Source organism: Cypionkella aquatica (genome assembly GCF_030161095.1).
Taxonomy (GTDB): domain Bacteria; phylum Pseudomonadota; class Alphaproteobacteria; order Rhodobacterales; family Rhodobacteraceae; genus Cypionkella; species Cypionkella aquatica.
Genome location: NZ_BSPP01000011.1, coordinates 180,782 through 195,268, shown reverse-complemented (window position 1 = coordinate 195,268; position 14,487 = coordinate 180,782). Strand labels below are relative to the sequence as shown.

The following is a 14,487-nucleotide window of genomic DNA, read 5'->3' as shown; positions in this document are numbered from 1 at the left end:
CGGGTTATTCGGCAGCTTGCGCGGGGCGCAATGCTTGCGGGAAATGCAGATCAAACTGGGCTACGGCGCGCTGCAACCGGGTCAGCGCGGCGGGGTTGCTGAGTTGGCCATCGCTGAAATCCTTGTCCGAGACATGCACGGCGGTGGGCAGGGAATGTGCTTCAAAAAATCCGAACAGCGGGCGCAACTGATGTTCGACCGCCAGCGCGTGCTTTTCGCCGCCGCCTGTCGCTGCGATCAGGATCGGTTTCCCGATCAGCGACAGCGGGTCCAGCAAGTCAATCAGATGCTTGAACAGGCCGGGATAGCTGGCCTTGTAGATCGGCGTTGCCACCACCAGCGCATCCGCCGCGATGATCCGCGCAACCAAAGCCTGCCCTGCCGCATCAAGATCGGTCAGCCGCCGCGCGCGGCCGAGTTGATCGCCGAAGTCATTGACCTCAATAACATCCATGGTTGCGCCCAGCCTATCGGCAGCCAGAGCAGCGGCGGTTTGCACCAACGCCCGGGTTTTCGAGGGGGTGGTGATATTGCCGGACAATCCGACCAGCTTCAGAGTGGACATTGCCAGATTCCTAAACACGATAAAGTTGCTAGACTTTAAGCGCTGGATCGCCGCTGGGGCAATTCCAAAGAAAACAGCATCTTTGGAAGGAGTATCCCCAGCCGCCCTGACGATTAGATAGAAAGGCCTGTTTGGATCATCTTCGGCTTAAACGAGGGCGAGGACGGCTATGGGCAAAGGCGCACCCAACCCGGCGGTTCAGATGACCAATCTAGACGACCAATCCCGGCGCAGAGCACGGGAGTTGACGGAGCGCAGTGCGGTTAGGTGAAAGCGGCAGCGTTTGGATCGGCAATATGTCTGCGCTGGTCAGGTGCTCATTTTAGGTGGGCGTAGGTTCGAGGGCCAACCTTGCTTCTATATTTTCGGGCGATGCCTGTATCGCCGTGTCTGCCATTGGCGTCACCATGGTGATCATCAACCGCGAGATCGACTTGGCGATCGGCGCGCTGATCCGGGTGCTGGCAGTGATTTCCGGCGCGCTTGCGGTATCGGATGCTCTGGTCTGGATGGCTTGGGTGGTATCGATCTGTCGGTAGGCTCAAGGCTGTGCGGCGTGCTGACGGGTGTGGTCTGGCAGAACCTTGGTCTGACGCTCACAGCAGCGATTGTTCTGGTGTTGCTGACCCGGCTGGTTTGCGGGGATTAAGCCTTTCTACGCGATTTCGGGCATCGCTTAGGCGCTGGCGGCGGGGATCTTCGTCTCGCGCGGTTCAAGCAGCCGGGTCGGACATGGGCAGCGGCCCTGAACTTGACGCGAGCATTGCGGTCGTTCTGGGCGGAACAAGCATTTCGGCGGGCGCCGCGTCATCATCGGGACGGGATTGGCGCTGATCCTTGTGCAGGGGCTAAAGAATGGTCTGTCGCTTGCAGGGGTGAAAGGCGACGGCACCGCTGTGCTGATCGGGGGCGTGTTGATCCTGACTTTGCGCGCCGGGTCGCTGACACAGAACCGGGCACGCCGCGAAAGGTGCGCCCGTCAACAAGCCCCGGCGGGAGGTCGGGGCGCAAAGCTTTGGCGGCGGGCGTCACGCACCTGTGCGCACAATGTGGTTGACCGCGCTGACGGCGCATTGCAAGATTTACAAGGCAGGCAATATATTTAGGGGCTTCCTGAGGCCATCCGCGCTGTCTTGCTTTGACGACCAAGGGAGAGTCCATGCGGCCCTATAACAATCGGGCTTGGTTGCTTTTGCTTCCCGCGCTGATGTTGCTGGTTGCGGTGGGGGCTCTGCCGCTGATGGCCGTGATAAATTACGGCTTTCACGACATTTTCTCATTGAGCAATGTGCATTGGATTGGGCTCGACTGGTTCAGTGACATCCTTCAATCGCAACGGTTTCTCGCATCGCTGGGGCGGAGCCTGCTGTTCTCGGCCTTGGCGCTGGCTATTCAGGTGCCTTTAGGCATTGCGGTTGCGCTTTTGCTGTTGAGCTGCGGCAGGTGGGCCGTCTGGGGCTTGATGCTGTGCGCGCTGCCGCTGGTGGTGCCGTGGAACATGATCCCGATGCTTTGGCTGGGGTTGATCAACCAAGATACAGGGATTTTGGGGCATTGGTTGGCGGCCGTTGAATTTGACTACAAGTTCACCGCACTTCACACTTGGATGCTGCTTTTGGTGATGGATACCTGGCACTGGCTAGGGTTGGTTGTTGTGCTGGCCTATGCTGGGCTTTCGACCATTCCGACGGCTTACCGACAGGCTGCCCATATTGACGGCGCGTCACGCTTGGCCGTGTTTCGGCACATCGAGCTGCCACGGATTGCGGGAGGCCTGGCCATCGTCTTCCTGTTGCGTTTTGTGGACAGCTTTATGATCTACACCGAGGCCTTTGCGATCAACGCGGGCGGTCCGGGTGACGCCACCCGCTTTCTGTCGATCGAGTTGGGCGAGGAAATCAACGGCTTTTCCTATGGGCAGGCGGCGGCGCGGGCCACGCTTTATTTTGTGATGGTTTTGATTGTGGTTTGCGCCTTTGTGATGATCACACGACGCCCCGAGGCAGAGGCATGATCCGCGCGCTGGCTTTGGTAGCTTTGGCGGCATTCATCCTGTTGCCCCTGACGCAAGCGGTGATGCTGAGCTTTATCGCAACGCTTCCGCATGATGGCGTGCCTGAAGGCAGCGTCAGCCTTGTAAATTATGCCAATGTTCTGGCGGCGCCAGAGTTGCGCGCAGCCATCGGCAATTCGGTGATTTACGTGCTGTTGAACGTGGCGCTGTGCATCGCAATAGCGCTGCCAGCAGCCTATGCCTTGGCGCGATATCGGTTTTTAGGTGACCGCCATTTCTTGCTGATGATCTTGGTGTTTCGGGTCACACCGCCTGTCGTGCTGTCGCTGCCGATCTTCATTTTGTTTGCGAAGCTGGGTTTGGTGAACTCTCCGGTTGGTATCGCGCTGGTGCATTGCCTGTTCAATCTTCCGGTCGCCATCTGGATTCTCGAAAGCTTTATCCGCGCGGTGCCTTCCGAATTTGACGAGACGGCGTTTCTGGATGGGCACTCTGGCGCGTCGTTTTTCTTTCGCCACCTTATTCCGGCGATTGCACCGGGAATTGGCGTCGCGGCGTTTTTCTGTTTCATCTTCTCGTGGGTCGAGGTGGTTTTTGCGCGTATCCTGACGGTGACCGAAGGCAAGCCGATTACGACGGCAATCAATGCGATGTTCGGGTTTCAGACGGATATGGGCATGGTGATGGCGATGACTTGCCTGTCGCTTTTGCCCGGCGTGGCGATGATTTGGTTCGTGAGGAACCACATCGCGCGGGGATTTGCGCTTCGAGCCTGATCAGAGAAGCGGGAATTCGATATATGGAATTCCGTGCGGCAAGCCTTCAGTCCATGGCATGGGGGCGGATTTAGGTCGAAGTGACGCGGGCTTGTGGTGTCCTTCAATCCGTCCCCGCTGGGACAAAATTATATATAGGGTAGATATCGAAAACACGACCCCTACATCTAGCGCTAGACTGGGTTTACCGCATCACGAAAGGGTCTGGGATCGGATCATCTGATGTGCGCAGCCAGACGGTTTTGACCGTGGTGTAATCCAGCGCGGCAGCCAAGCCGCCTTCGCGGCCATGCCCTGACAACCCGTGTCCGCCGAAGGGTGCGATCGGCGAGACGGCGCGGTAGGTGTTGACCCAAACCACCCCGGCGCGGATGCCGCGGATCATCCGATGGGCGCGGGTCAAGCTGCGGGTGAACACGCCCGAGGCGAGGCCGTAGACGGTGTCATTGGCCAGCGCCAAGGCCTGTGCTTCTGTCTCGAAACTGATCACCGACAGCACCGGGCCGAAAAATTCCTGTTTCAGCCCCGCCGCATCGGGCAGGCCAGAACAATCGAGGATGGTGGGCGGATAGTAAAAGCCGGGGCCATCAGGCACCACGCCGCCCGTCACCAATTGTGCGCCCTGCCCCAAGCTTTGCGCCACCAAATCGGCAATCCGCGTGCGCTGGCGCAGGGTGCAAAGCGGGCCGACCTCGGTCGTCATCTGATCGGGGGCTGCGATGCGGATGGCTTCGGCTTTGGCCTTCAGTTTGTTCAGGAAAGCGTCTTTCACTGAGGCTTGAATGATCAGCCGCGACCCCGCCACGCAGCTTTGCCCGGTGGCGGCGAATATCCCCGAGATTTGCGCGTTTACCGCCGAATCCAGATCGGCGTCGTCAAACACGATGAACGGCGATTTGCCACCCAGTTCAAGCGAGGTAGAGGCAAGGTTTTCAGCCGAGCCGCGCACCACATGCCGCGCGGTTTCCGGCCCGCCGGTAAAGGCGATATGCGCCACTTTCGGATGGCTGGTCAGGGCCGCCCCCGCCGCAGGCCCGCCCGTGAGGATATTGACCACGCCGGGCGGAAAGCCCGCCTGATCGACCAGCCGCGCAAATTCCAGCATCGGGGCCGGGCCATCCTCGGAGGCTTTCAAGACCACTGTGCAACCCGCCGCAAGCGCTGGCCCTAGCTTTACCGCCGACAGGAACAGCTGGCTGTTCCACGGCACAATGGCCGCGACGACGCCAATCGGCTCGCGGCGCAGCCAGACCTCCATATCGGGCTTGTCGATTGGCAGATGCGCGCCTTCGATCTTGTCGGCAAGGCCTGCATAATAGCGATAGTATTCAGCCACATAAGCGATCTGGGCAGAGGTTTCGCGGATGATCTTGCCGGTATCGCGGGTTTCCAACGCCGCCAGCTGCGGCGCTGCTGCCTGCACCAGATCGGCCAATTTATACAGCAATTTGCCGCGTGCCGAGGCGGTCAAACCCGCCCAAGCCGGGGCATGAAACGCAGCCCAAGCCGCATCAACCGCCCGGCCCACATCGGCGGCCGAGGCATTCGGCATCAACGCCCAAGCGGTGCCAGTTGCCGGATCGAGGCTTTCAAAGCAGGCTGCACCATCTTCAAATGCGCCGCCGATATACTGCTGGAACCGTTGCATGAACCACCCTCCTTAGGCGAAAGCAGGCATCACATCTTGCACAAAGCGCAGAAGCGAGGCCTTTTTGCGCGCAAAACTCATGCCAGAGTCGATCCAGAAACTGAATTCATCATAGCCCATATCCTGATAGGATTGCAGACGCGCGATCACCTCGGGGGCTTGGCCGACGATGTTGTTTTTGCGCATTGCAGCGGGTGAATAAAACGGATGGGCGGCGACCTCTTCGGGCGTCAGGGTGGCAATCAAACCCTGCGAGATCGGGCGTTTGTTCAGGAACCACGCACCGAAGTAGTTGTAAAACAAGTTCAATTCCTCGGCCCCCAGATCGGCGTCGGCTTCGCTGTCGGCGACATAGGTGTGCCGCAGCACCATGATTTTCGGGCGCGGTATCTCGGGATGGGCGGCGCAGGCGGTGTTGAAACGCTCCATCAGGCTGACGACTTCTTCATCGCCCATATGCAGCGGCGTCACCTGCACATTGCAGCCATTGGCCACGGCGAAATCGTGGGAATTGGGGTCGCGCGCGGCGACCCAGATCGGCGGAAACGGCTGTTGGCTGGGCTTTGGGGCCGAGGTGGTTTTCGGAAATTGCCAATGCTCGCCGTTGTGTTCATAATCGCCTGCCCACAGGCCCTTGATGGCGGGGATCAGCTCTCGCATCTTTTGGCCAGCGGTCCAAGCGTCAAGGCCGGGGCTCATCCTGTCGTATTCAAAGGTGTAGGCGCCGCGCGCGATGCCCAAATCCAATCGACCTTGCATGATCAGATCGGCCATCGCGGCCTCTCCGGCCAGCCGGATCGGATGCCAGAACGGGGCCACCACATTGCCTGTGCCCAGTCGGACATTTTTGGTGCGGCGCGCAAGATCGACAAGGTTCAGGAACGGGTTGGGGGCGATGGTGAAATCCATGCCGTGATGCTCGCCCGTCCAGATCGCGTGCATGCCGTTTTCATCAGCGATTTGGCATAGTTCCAGCATTTCGTCATAGAGACGCTGCTGCGGCTCGTCGGCGTTGACGCGCTCCATATGCACAAACAGCGAGAATTTCATCGGCGTGATCCTTAGGTTTTGGTTGTGACCGGAGCGACCCGGCCGACATTCTGATTTCCGAAATAGATGCCGTAATCGCCGACGCGGGCCTCTTCGGCGAGACGTTCCAGCATGATGCGCATGGCGGGATCGGTGACATCGTCAAAGCCGTTCGGGGCCAATTCTACAAAGCCGCCCTTGCTGGGGGTGCCCGAGGTGCTTGGGCATAGAAACGCTATATGTTGTTGGCTGGCGGCGACATCTTCATAAACCGAGTAGATGAAGCCCGGCACGGCGGTGACACCCGCCGCCTCGATCAGCGCTTGAAGCGTGGCGGTCGCGCCTTTGGCCCCGACCCGTGCGGTGGGAAGGGTCAAGCCACCCCGGCCATCGTCTTGCAGCAGCACGCGGCCTTCTTGCTCGATCAGCGCCGAGACAACCACCGCAGGGCCGCTGGCCAAGGCCGCCCCAGCCTGCGCTGGCGTGAAGTAAGAGCCGCGATAATAGCCCAGACCAGATTGACCTGAGGCGTCGAAACCCTCGACCCGGCCAATCAGAATGGCGTGATCGCCTGCGTCAATCACCTGATGCGTACTGCAATCGAACCAAGCCGCGACGCCAGCCAAAATCGGCGCACCATGCGGGCCAGCTTGCCAGTTCACAGCCGCAAAGCGATCCTCGGAGGGGCGCGCGAATGTGTTGGAGACTTCTTTCTGATCTTCGGCCAAAATATTGACCGCAAAGCCTTTTGCCGCAAGAAACCGGGCGTAATTGCTAGAGGTTTTGGCGATAGAGACCAGCAGCAGCGCCGGATCCAGCGACACCGAGGAAAACGAATTGGCGGTGAAGCCAATCGGCATGCCCGCATCGTCCATCGTGGTCACGATGGTCACGCCAGTCATGAAGGTGCCAAAAGCATCCCGAAGCAGGCGGCGGTTTTCCAGTGTCATGCGCGCAATCCCTTTTTAGCGGCCAAAAGGGGCACCGCCAGCCAGTCAGCAAGGGCCGCATTGACCAGTGCCGGAGCCGTCAGATTGACCATGTGGCGGTGGCCCTCGATCACCACAACCTGCCCCATCGGCGCCGCCTTCGCCATCGCTTTCGCCATCTCGGGGGTGGAGTTTGCATCGCCGGATGCCGTCAAGACCAGCGCTGGACTTTGAATTTTCGGCCAAGCCGCAGCATAGGTCTGATCGCCGGTGGCAAAGGCGCGGTAGGCGGCGGCGTAGCCTTGCAGATTGACGGTCTGCAGCCAGCCTGCGACCTGCGCGCGGATTTTTTGGTCCGCCGCGCTGTCGCTGAACCAGCGGGTCAACGGCACTTCGATATCATTGGCCCCTGCTGCCAAGGCGGCGGCGCGGGCCTGAACGGCGGCACTTGCCTCGGGCGTGCGACGATAGACGCCGTTTAAAACCGCAAGCCGCAGCACCAGATCGGGGTGATCGACCGCAAGGCCAGCGGCAATCAAAGCGCCCATCGAATGGCCAGCAACATTGACAAAGCTGCAGCCCAATTGCCGCAGGGTTTTCGCAGCCCAAGCGACATAATCGGTTAATGCGGGCTGCCCCGGAAGCAAATCGGACAGGCCATGCCCCGGCATATCCAGTGCAATCACCCGGTTGGTTTTGGCAAAATGCGCAATCTGCGGACCCCAGGATTCAGCGCACATGCCAACGCCATGCAGCAGCACCAAGGGCTCGCCCTGGCCGAATTCCAGATAGCTGATCCGCTGGCCGTCAGACAGCCGCAGGGTTTGCAGGGTCATGGCCCAGATCCTTAAGGTCTTGATAACGATCCCCAATCCGATGATGCGGGCGGCCACCAATAGAAGCACCGAGGGCGATCACGATCTCATCCGCGGCGGGGGCGTCTGGCATGGCGAAATGGATGGTGAGGTAGTGCGAGCGGCGGCCTTCGTCGTTCTTGTCCATCAGCGGGATCATGATGGGCGTGTTGGCGCCGCCACGAATGTTGGTAAACGCGAGATAGGTCTTGGCCCCCACTGCCGTGCGGTAATGATTGCCAAACCGCAGCGTGTGGATCAGCGCCGAGGCATGCTCGACCTCGCCATCCAAGCCGACCACGGCGGCCTTGCCATAGCCCTCAACCGCGGCACCACCACCTGCGGCCTCGATGATCATGCTGGTCAGCAGCGCGCCGAGATCGGGGGCCACATCATGGATCGCGGGCTTGAGGTTTTCGACAAACCCCATCCCCGCCCAAGGGTTTTTCACCACAGCCGCCGCAGCGATCAGCTTGAGAGGGATCGGCGCGGCCTTGCCGCCTTCGATCAGCGTGGTTTCTACATGCAACAGGGTCTTGCGGATGATGGCGGGCATTGGGGCCTCAGAATCGCTGGGATTGTTAGACTGTATGTTGGTATACCATATGACCGCATGTCAAGAACCAGTTGCGATTTCCCCGCGATTTGGCTAGGCTGCCCCCTATGGACACCGCATTTGACGATCTGAAAATTGAGAACCCTCCGCAAACCCTGCGCGAAATTGTGCATGCGCGGATGCGTGGCGCGATCTTGTCTGGGCGTTTCGCCTCGGGGGAGCGGCTGGTTGAGCGCAATTTGTGCGAACAGTTGGGCGTCAGCAGATCTGTGGTGCGCGAGGCGATCCGCTATCTTGAGGCAGAAGGTCTGGTCGAGACCATGCCGAACAAAGGCCCGATGGTGGCGCGGATGGATTGGCCGCAAGCCGTGCAAATCTATGAAATCAGACAGCTTTTAGAGCAAAGCGCTGCCGCCGCCTGCGCCAGTGTTGCCGATGCCGGGGTCAAGCAGGCGCTGCATGCCACGATGACCGCGATCGAGCAGGCGCAGACCACCGCTGCCCGCATTGACGCGACAACCCAGTTTTACGAGGTGATTTTCAGAGCCGCAGGCCATCACATCGCCTGGGAGGTGGTGCAACGCCTGAATGGCCGGATCAGTCGGCTGCGCGCAATGACGCTGGCCACCACGGATCGCCGGGTTTCCGGCCCGGTGCGGATGGCGCGGATTTGCGCGGCTATCCTTGCCAACGATGCCGAAGCGGCGGCACAAGCGGTCTGTGATCATCTGGATGAGGCCGCCAAAATCGCCGAGCGTTTGCTGAAAGAGACCCCGTAGTGCCCGCTTATTGGATCGCCCATGTCACCGTGACCGACCCCGCGCAATATAGCGGCTATCAGGCGCTGGCACCGCTGGCATTTGCTAAATTCGGCGCGAAATTTCTGGCACGCGGTGGGGCGTCAGACAGCCCGGAAGGCGCTGGGTTTGAGCGCCATGTTCTGATCGAATTTCCAGATCTGCAGGCCGCGCGCGCCTGCTACGCCTCGGCAGAATATCAGGCTGCACGCGCCGCGCGCACCGGTGCCGCAGAGGTGATGATCACCATGGTTGAGGGCGTCTAGCCTATGTGTTTGCCCTGTGGCACGCCGGGCAAAACGCACAGCATTTCATACAGCAAATTCGCCCCGATCAGCGCGGTATTGCCCGAGGGATCATAGGGTGGCGACACCTCGACCAAATCGCCTCCGACGATGTTCAGACCGGCACATCCGCGCACGATTTCAAGGCCTTGCCAGATGGTCAGACCGCCCGGCTCGACCGTGCCGGTGCCGGGTGCAAAGGCCGGATCAAGGCTGTCGATGTCATAGCTGAGATACACCGGCGCATCGCCGATCTTGGCGCGGATTTCGGCCATAAGCGGCTTTAGGGATTTATACCAGCACTCCTCAGCCTGCACCACGGTCCAGCCGTTTTTGCGCCCCCAATCGAAGTCATCAAGGCTATAGCCGGTGCCGCGCAGACCGATCTGAAACACCTTGTCATTCTGCAAACAGCCGTCCTCGAAGGCGCGGCGGAACGGGCAGCCATGCGCGACTTTCTCACCAAACATCGTGTCGTTGATATCGGCATGGGCATCGACGTGGATCAGGGCAACGGGGCCGTGTTTGGCCTTGATCGCGCGCAAAATCGGCCATGTCAGGGTGTGATCGCCGCCCAAAGTCAGCGGCAAAGCGCCATGGGCCAGCACGCCGTTGTAATAGTCAGTGATGATGTCGACCGACTTTTTCAGATCAAAGGTGTTGATCGGCACATCGCCAATGTCGGCCACTTGCAGATGATCGAACGGAGCCGCCCCCGTTGCCATGTTGAACGGGCGCAGCATGCGGGACTCGTCGCGGATTTGCCTTGGGCCGTGCCGGGTGCCCGAACGGTTTGAGGTGCCAATATCCATCGGGATGCCGATGAATGCGACATCGAGCCCTGCGGCGGTGTCTTGCGTTGGCAGCCGCATCATCGTGGCAGGGCCGCCAAACCGCGCCATGTCATTGCCGCCAAGCGGTTGATTGAATTTGGACATTCGTGCGGCCTTTCGTGGATTTTCCGGCAGCTTAGCGGCAAGCCGGGCCAAGTGGAAAGGCCCTTCCGCACCGGGATTCGCCATTTTTTCAGGCAGGGCGGTGGAATTGGCGGGCGCAGCTTTTTCCCATCAGGAATATAATTTGACAGAAGCGCGCGAGTCTCGCTAGCCTGCTGTTTAACAGGGACATCGCCCAAAACGGGCGCGATACGACGGAGGTATTCATGGCAAAACGTGTAGCAGTGATCGGCGCAGGGCCGTCAGGTCTGGCGCAATTGCGAGCGTTTCAGTCAGCCAAAATGGCGGGTGCCGAGATCCCCGAGGTGGTGTGTTTTGAAAAGCAATCCAATTGGGGTGGCTTGTGGAATTACACTTGGCGCACCGGTCTGGATGAAAATGGCGAGCCTGTTCACAGCTCGATGTACCGCTATCTGTGGTCTAACGGGCCGAAGGAAGGTCTTGAATTCGCGGATTATTCCTTTGAGGAACATTTCGGCAAGCAGATCGCCTCCTACCCGCCCCGCGCAGTGCTGTTTGACTATATTCAGGGTCGGGTTGTGAAGGCCGGGGTGCGCGATTGGATCCGGTTCTCAACGCCGGTGCGGTTCGTGAAGTATAACGAGGACAAGGGCAATTTCACGGTGACGGCGCATGATATGAAGGCCGACCGGATGTATGAGGAAGAGTTCGACAACGTCATCGTCGCCTCGGGTCATTTCTCGACCCCGAATGTGCCAGAATATCCGGGGTTTGACAGGTTCGGCGGACGGGTGCTGCATGCGCATGATTTCCGGGATGCGATGGAGTTCAACGGCAAGGATATTCTGCTGCTGGGCTCCAGCTATTCGGCGGAGGATATCGGCTCGCAATGCTGGAAATATGGCGCGAAATCGGTGACGGTGGCTTACCGCAACGCCCCCCTCGGCTATGATTGGCCCGAGAATTTCGTTGAGGTTCCGGCGTTGGAGCGGGTGGACGAGACGACCGCTTATTTCAAGGATGGCACCAGCAAACGGGTCGATGCGATCATTCTGTGCACCGGGTATAAGCATCACTTCCCCTATTTGCCCGATGATCTGCGGCTGAAAACCGCGAACCGGCTGGCGGCGGCAGATCTGTATAAGGGCGTGGTTTGGGTGAACAATCCCAAGCTGTTCTATGTCGGAATGCAGGATCAGTGGTTCACCTTCAACATGTTTGACGCGCAGGCTTGGTGGGTGCGCGATGCAATCATGGGGCGGATTGCGGTGCCAGCCGATAAGGCGGTTTTGCTGGCCGATGTGGTGGACCGGGTGGCGCGCGAGGATGCGGGGCAGGACGCGCATGATGCGATCCATTATCAGGGCGATTACGTCAAGGAATTGATCGCCGAGACCGACTATCCCAGCTTTGATGTTGATGGCGCTTGCGAGGCGTTCTTTGAGTGGAAAGAGCACAAGAAAGCCGGGATCATGACCTTCCGCAACCATGCCTATAAATCGGTGATTACGGGCACGATGGCCCCGGTGCATCACACGCCTTGGAAGGATGCGCTGGAAGATAGTCTGGAAGCTTACCTGCGCAACTGATCAAACGGAAAAGGCTTCGGGATTTCCGGGGCCTTTTGTCCACGCGTGGACAGGCGGGCGCTTATATATAAATCAAATACTTACACGGTCTCTTTCATCAATCATTAACACATGCGCGCCATCTTGGTCATCCTCTCTGCCCAAATATCCCCGCCGGAGGCCCTTGGTTTCAGCAACAAGCACGGCTTGAAATTGCCTTACAAAGCGTTCAGCCCGGCATTGATCTGCTCGGCAATCTGGCGGAACGCGGCCAGATGCGGCGCGGTTTCGGACTGAAGCCGACTGGCGGCCACGGCACCGATGGCCGCGTGCAGGGCCGCGCGGTATTCAGGAATTGCCTGCCAATCCGCGACGGTGGAGGGCAGGATTTCGAGGTGATATTGCACTCCATAGGCCCGTTGACCTACCCGCATGGCTTGCACTTTGCAGGCGGGATTGGAGGCCAAGATCGCGCTATCGGGCGGCAGTTTGGTGACTTCGACGCCATGCCATTGCAGGGTGGTCATGGTTTGCGGCAACTGGCCAAAGATCGGATCGGCGCGCCCTGCCCCGGTTTGGGTGATCTGGCTCAGGCCAACCTCGGGAACTGCCATCAGTTGCGCCGCGCCCCCCAAAGCCACTGCAAGCAGTTGGTGGCCCAAGCAGATCCCGAAAAAGGGGCGGTCCAGCACCTGCACCCAATTCTTGATCGCGGCTTTTTCGGGGACCAGCCAAGGGTGTTCGGCTTCCTGCCAGACATCCATCGGCCCCCCCATCACGGCGAGCAGGTCGTAGTCTTCGAGGGCTGGGATTTGATCGCCCTCGTCCAAGGCTATCACATGGAGGCTGTGGCCATCCGCCTGCCAGAGTTCAAGGAATATCCCGGCAGTTTCGCAAGCAAGATGTTGGAAGATAAGGATTTTCATCGCTTTATCACCTGCAGGTTTACGCCATACTCAACCACCCACACTCCGCCGCCCCGGACTTGATCCGGGGCCTCGTGGGTTGACCGGAGGCCCCGGATCAAGTCCGGGGCGGCGGGGTGTGGGGTGGGTGTGGCTTGGCGTCACATCCAGCCTTTGCCTTCTATACGGGCGTCGGAGCCTCCGGCGGGGATATTTATGGAACGGATGAAGGGATAGGGAGCGCCAGAATTGCGCGACGCTCCCCCGAGCGGGTCAGATATCTAGCGTGTTTTCGTGTTCCCATTTCGAGAAATGGCTGACGTAGCTGTCCCATTCCTTGCCCTTGAGCTTGAGGTAGGCGGCAGAGAATTCCTCGCCCATCATCGACTTGAGCGTGGTGTCTTTGTCGTAATCGCGCAGCGCATCCAGCAGGTTCAGCGGCAGCTTTGGCGCACCTGTCACGGTCTGACCTTGGGTATACATATCAATGTCATAGCGCGGGCCGGGGTCGGCTTTGGTGCGCACACCGTCGATGCCTGCGGCGAGGATCACCGCCTGCATCAGGTAGGGGTTTGCCGCACCATCGGGCAAGCGCAGCTCGAACCGGCCCGGCCCCGGCACGCGCACCATGTGGGTGCGGTTGTTGCCCGTCCAAGTCACGGTGTTGGGGGCCCAAGTGGCACCGGATGAGGTGCGGGGCGCGTTGATGCGTTTGTAGCTGTTCACCGTCGGGTTGGTGATCGCGGCCAAGGCGCTGGCGTGTTTCATGATACCGCCAAGGAAGGTGCGGCCACGGTCGGACAGGCCGAGTTCTTTGGTATCGTCGGAAAATACGTTCTTTTTGCCATCCAGATCCCAGACCGAGATATGGGCATGGCAGCCCGATCCGGTCAGGCCCTTGAACGGTTTGGGCATGAAAGTGCAGCGCAACCCGTGCTTTTCGGCCACCGATTTCATCATGAATTTGAAGAAGCTGTGCTTGTCGGCGGTCTGCAAGACGTCGTCGTATTTCCAGTTCATCTCATACTGGCCGGTCGCGTCTTCGTGGTCGTTCTGGTAGGCCTCCCAGCCGAGTTCCAGCATGTAATCGCAAACCTCGGCGATCACGTCGTATTGGCGCATCATCGCTTGCTGGTCGTAGCAGGGCTTTTCGGCATTGTCGTAGGGGTCGGCGATTTTATCGCCCTCGGGGGTCAGCAGGAAGAATTCGGGCTCGACCCCGGTTTTGACACGCAGGCCTTCTTTGGCGGCCTCATCCACCAGACGGCGCAGCACGTTGCGCGGGGCTTGGGCGACGGGTTTGCCCTCCATCACGCAGTTGGAAGCGAGCCAAGCGACTTCTTTTTTCCACGGCAGTTGAATGACCGAGGAGGCATCGGGGACGGCCATCATGTCGGGGTGGGCGGCGGTGAGATCAAGCCAAGTGGCGAAGCCTGCAAAGCCCGCGCCATCGACGGCCATATCGTTGATCGCCTGCGCTGGCACCAGTTTGGCGCGCTGTGCGCCGAACAGGTCAGTGTAGCTGATCATGAAGTATTTAACGCCTTTTTCCTTGGCGTAGGCGGCTAGATCTTGGACCATATCGGTCACTCCCTGTCGTCTTTATGTTTTGACGCGGGCCTGATTGTTCAGGCCCGCCAATCGT

Annotated in this window: 15 protein-coding genes; 6 read left to right on the top strand and 9 right to left on the bottom strand. The window is 59.6% G+C overall.

Annotation, left to right across the window (positions count from 1 at the left end; translation table 11 throughout):
• Positions 1-4 precede the first annotated feature (4 nt).
• Complete coding sequence (msuE, locus tag QQJ98_RS16295; RefSeq protein WP_284326422.1) at positions 5-565, bottom strand: FMN reductase; 561 nt, start codon at positions 563-565, stop codon at positions 5-7.
• Between the two features lie 407 nt (positions 566-972).
• On the opposite strand from msuE, the gene QQJ98_RS16290 reads away from it, so the two are divergent.
• The 3 genes from QQJ98_RS16290 (at position 973) to QQJ98_RS16280 (ending at position 3,355) form a co-directional block, all read left to right on the top strand.
• Positions 973-1,104 (top strand): hypothetical protein, encoded by a 132-nt coding sequence (locus QQJ98_RS16290; protein WP_284326421.1) that lies wholly within the window; start codon positions 973-975, stop codon positions 1,102-1,104.
• Between the two features lie 620 nt (positions 1,105-1,724).
• Positions 1,725-2,579: a carbohydrate ABC transporter permease gene (locus QQJ98_RS16285; protein WP_284326420.1), complete on the top strand. Its 855-nt coding sequence runs from the start codon at positions 1,725-1,727 to the stop codon at positions 2,577-2,579.
• Complete coding sequence (locus QQJ98_RS16280; protein WP_284326419.1) at positions 2,576-3,355, top strand: carbohydrate ABC transporter permease; 780 nt, start codon at positions 2,576-2,578, stop codon at positions 3,353-3,355. The genes QQJ98_RS16285 and QQJ98_RS16280 overlap by 4 nt, the downstream gene beginning before the upstream one ends.
• A 184-nt stretch (positions 3,356-3,539) precedes the next feature.
• Here the strand turns inward: QQJ98_RS16280 and QQJ98_RS16275 are convergent, their stop codons facing one another.
• From QQJ98_RS16275 to QQJ98_RS16255, 5 genes are read right to left on the bottom strand one after another with little or no spacing between them, the layout of a single operon-like run.
• On the bottom strand, positions 3,540-5,003 hold the full coding sequence (locus QQJ98_RS16275; protein WP_284326418.1) for an aldehyde dehydrogenase: 1,464 nt from the start codon (positions 5,001-5,003) through the stop codon (positions 3,540-3,542).
• A gap of 12 nt (positions 5,004-5,015) precedes the next feature.
• Entirely contained in the window at positions 5,016-6,053 is a 1,038-nt protein-coding gene (locus QQJ98_RS16270; RefSeq protein ID WP_284326417.1) for an LLM class flavin-dependent oxidoreductase, read from the bottom strand.
• 11 nt (positions 6,054-6,064) lie between these two features.
• Positions 6,065-6,982, bottom strand: a complete 918-nt coding sequence (locus QQJ98_RS16265; RefSeq protein ID WP_284326416.1) for a flavin reductase — start codon at positions 6,980-6,982, stop codon at positions 6,065-6,067.
• Positions 6,979-7,797 (bottom strand): alpha/beta fold hydrolase, encoded by an 819-nt coding sequence (locus tag QQJ98_RS16260; RefSeq protein WP_284326415.1) that lies wholly within the window; start codon positions 7,795-7,797, stop codon positions 6,979-6,981. The genes QQJ98_RS16265 and QQJ98_RS16260 overlap by 4 nt, the downstream gene beginning before the upstream one ends.
• Entirely contained in the window at positions 7,769-8,371 is a 603-nt protein-coding gene (locus tag QQJ98_RS16255; RefSeq protein WP_284326414.1) for an amino acid synthesis family protein, read from the bottom strand. Before QQJ98_RS16255 ends, QQJ98_RS16260 begins: the two co-directional genes overlap by 29 nt.
• A gap of 107 nt (positions 8,372-8,478) precedes the next feature.
• On the opposite strand from QQJ98_RS16255, the gene QQJ98_RS16250 reads away from it, so the two are divergent.
• Together QQJ98_RS16250 and QQJ98_RS16245 are read left to right on the top strand one after the other, a co-directional pair.
• Entirely contained in the window at positions 8,479-9,150 is a 672-nt protein-coding gene (locus tag QQJ98_RS16250) for a GntR family transcriptional regulator (protein WP_284326413.1), read from the top strand.
• A complete protein-coding gene (locus QQJ98_RS16245; RefSeq protein WP_284326412.1) occupies positions 9,150-9,434 on the top strand; it encodes a DUF1330 domain-containing protein in 285 nt (94 codons plus the stop codon). Before QQJ98_RS16250 ends, QQJ98_RS16245 begins: the two co-directional genes overlap by 1 nt.
• Here QQJ98_RS16245 and speB read toward each other — a convergent pair.
• Positions 9,431-10,390 (bottom strand): agmatinase, encoded by a 960-nt coding sequence (gene speB, locus QQJ98_RS16240; protein ID WP_284326411.1) that lies wholly within the window; start codon positions 10,388-10,390, stop codon positions 9,431-9,433. The two genes, QQJ98_RS16245 and speB, sit on opposite strands and share 4 nt — an antisense overlap.
• Before the next feature lie 224 nt (positions 10,391-10,614).
• Here speB and QQJ98_RS16235 point away from each other — a divergent pair, with 224 nt between their 5' ends.
• Positions 10,615-11,958 carry a trimethylamine monooxygenase gene (locus QQJ98_RS16235; protein WP_284326410.1) on the top strand — a complete coding sequence of 448 codons (1,344 nt, stop codon included), beginning with the start codon at positions 10,615-10,617 and terminating at the stop codon, positions 11,956-11,958.
• Between the two features lie 197 nt (positions 11,959-12,155).
• Here the strand turns inward: QQJ98_RS16235 and QQJ98_RS16230 are convergent, their stop codons facing one another.
• Entirely contained in the window at positions 12,156-12,863 is a 708-nt protein-coding gene (locus QQJ98_RS16230; RefSeq protein ID WP_284326409.1) for a type 1 glutamine amidotransferase, read from the bottom strand.
• A 252-nt stretch (positions 12,864-13,115) separates the two neighbouring features.
• Entirely contained in the window at positions 13,116-14,423 is a 1,308-nt protein-coding gene (gene glnT, locus QQJ98_RS16225; RefSeq protein WP_284326408.1) for a type III glutamate--ammonia ligase, read from the bottom strand.
• Between the last annotated feature and the right edge of the window lie 64 nt (positions 14,424-14,487).

Coding starts and splice junctions, on each gene's coding strand:
- QQJ98_RS16270 (WP_284326417.1), bottom strand. CDS start 6,053: ATGAAATTCTCGCTGTTTGTGCATATGGAGCGCGTCAACGCCGACGAG.
- QQJ98_RS16260 (WP_284326415.1), bottom strand. CDS start 7,797: ATGACCCTGCAAACCCTGCGGCTGTCTGACGGCCAGCGGATCAGCTAT.
- QQJ98_RS16265 (WP_284326416.1), bottom strand. CDS start 6,982: ATGACACTGGAAAACCGCCGCCTGCTTCGGGATGCTTTTGGCACCTTC.
- msuE (WP_284326422.1), bottom strand. CDS start 565: ATGTCCACTCTGAAGCTGGTCGGATTGTCCGGCAATATCACCACCCCC.
- QQJ98_RS16290 (WP_284326421.1), top strand. CDS start 973: ATGGTGATCATCAACCGCGAGATCGACTTGGCGATCGGCGCGCTGATC.
- QQJ98_RS16250 (WP_284326413.1), top strand. CDS start 8,479: ATGGACACCGCATTTGACGATCTGAAAATTGAGAACCCTCCGCAAACC.
- speB (WP_284326411.1), bottom strand. CDS start 10,390: ATGTCCAAATTCAATCAACCGCTTGGCGGCAATGACATGGCGCGGTTT.
- QQJ98_RS16280 (WP_284326419.1), top strand. CDS start 2,576: ATGATCCGCGCGCTGGCTTTGGTAGCTTTGGCGGCATTCATCCTGTTG.
- QQJ98_RS16255 (WP_284326414.1), bottom strand. CDS start 8,371: ATGCCCGCCATCATCCGCAAGACCCTGTTGCATGTAGAAACCACGCTG.
- QQJ98_RS16235 (WP_284326410.1), top strand. CDS start 10,615: ATGGCAAAACGTGTAGCAGTGATCGGCGCAGGGCCGTCAGGTCTGGCG.
- glnT (WP_284326408.1), bottom strand. CDS start 14,423: ATGGTCCAAGATCTAGCCGCCTACGCCAAGGAAAAAGGCGTTAAATAC.
- QQJ98_RS16285 (WP_284326420.1), top strand. CDS start 1,725: ATGCGGCCCTATAACAATCGGGCTTGGTTGCTTTTGCTTCCCGCGCTG.
- QQJ98_RS16275 (WP_284326418.1), bottom strand. CDS start 5,003: ATGCAACGGTTCCAGCAGTATATCGGCGGCGCATTTGAAGATGGTGCA.
- QQJ98_RS16230 (WP_284326409.1), bottom strand. CDS start 12,863: ATGAAAATCCTTATCTTCCAACATCTTGCTTGCGAAACTGCCGGGATA.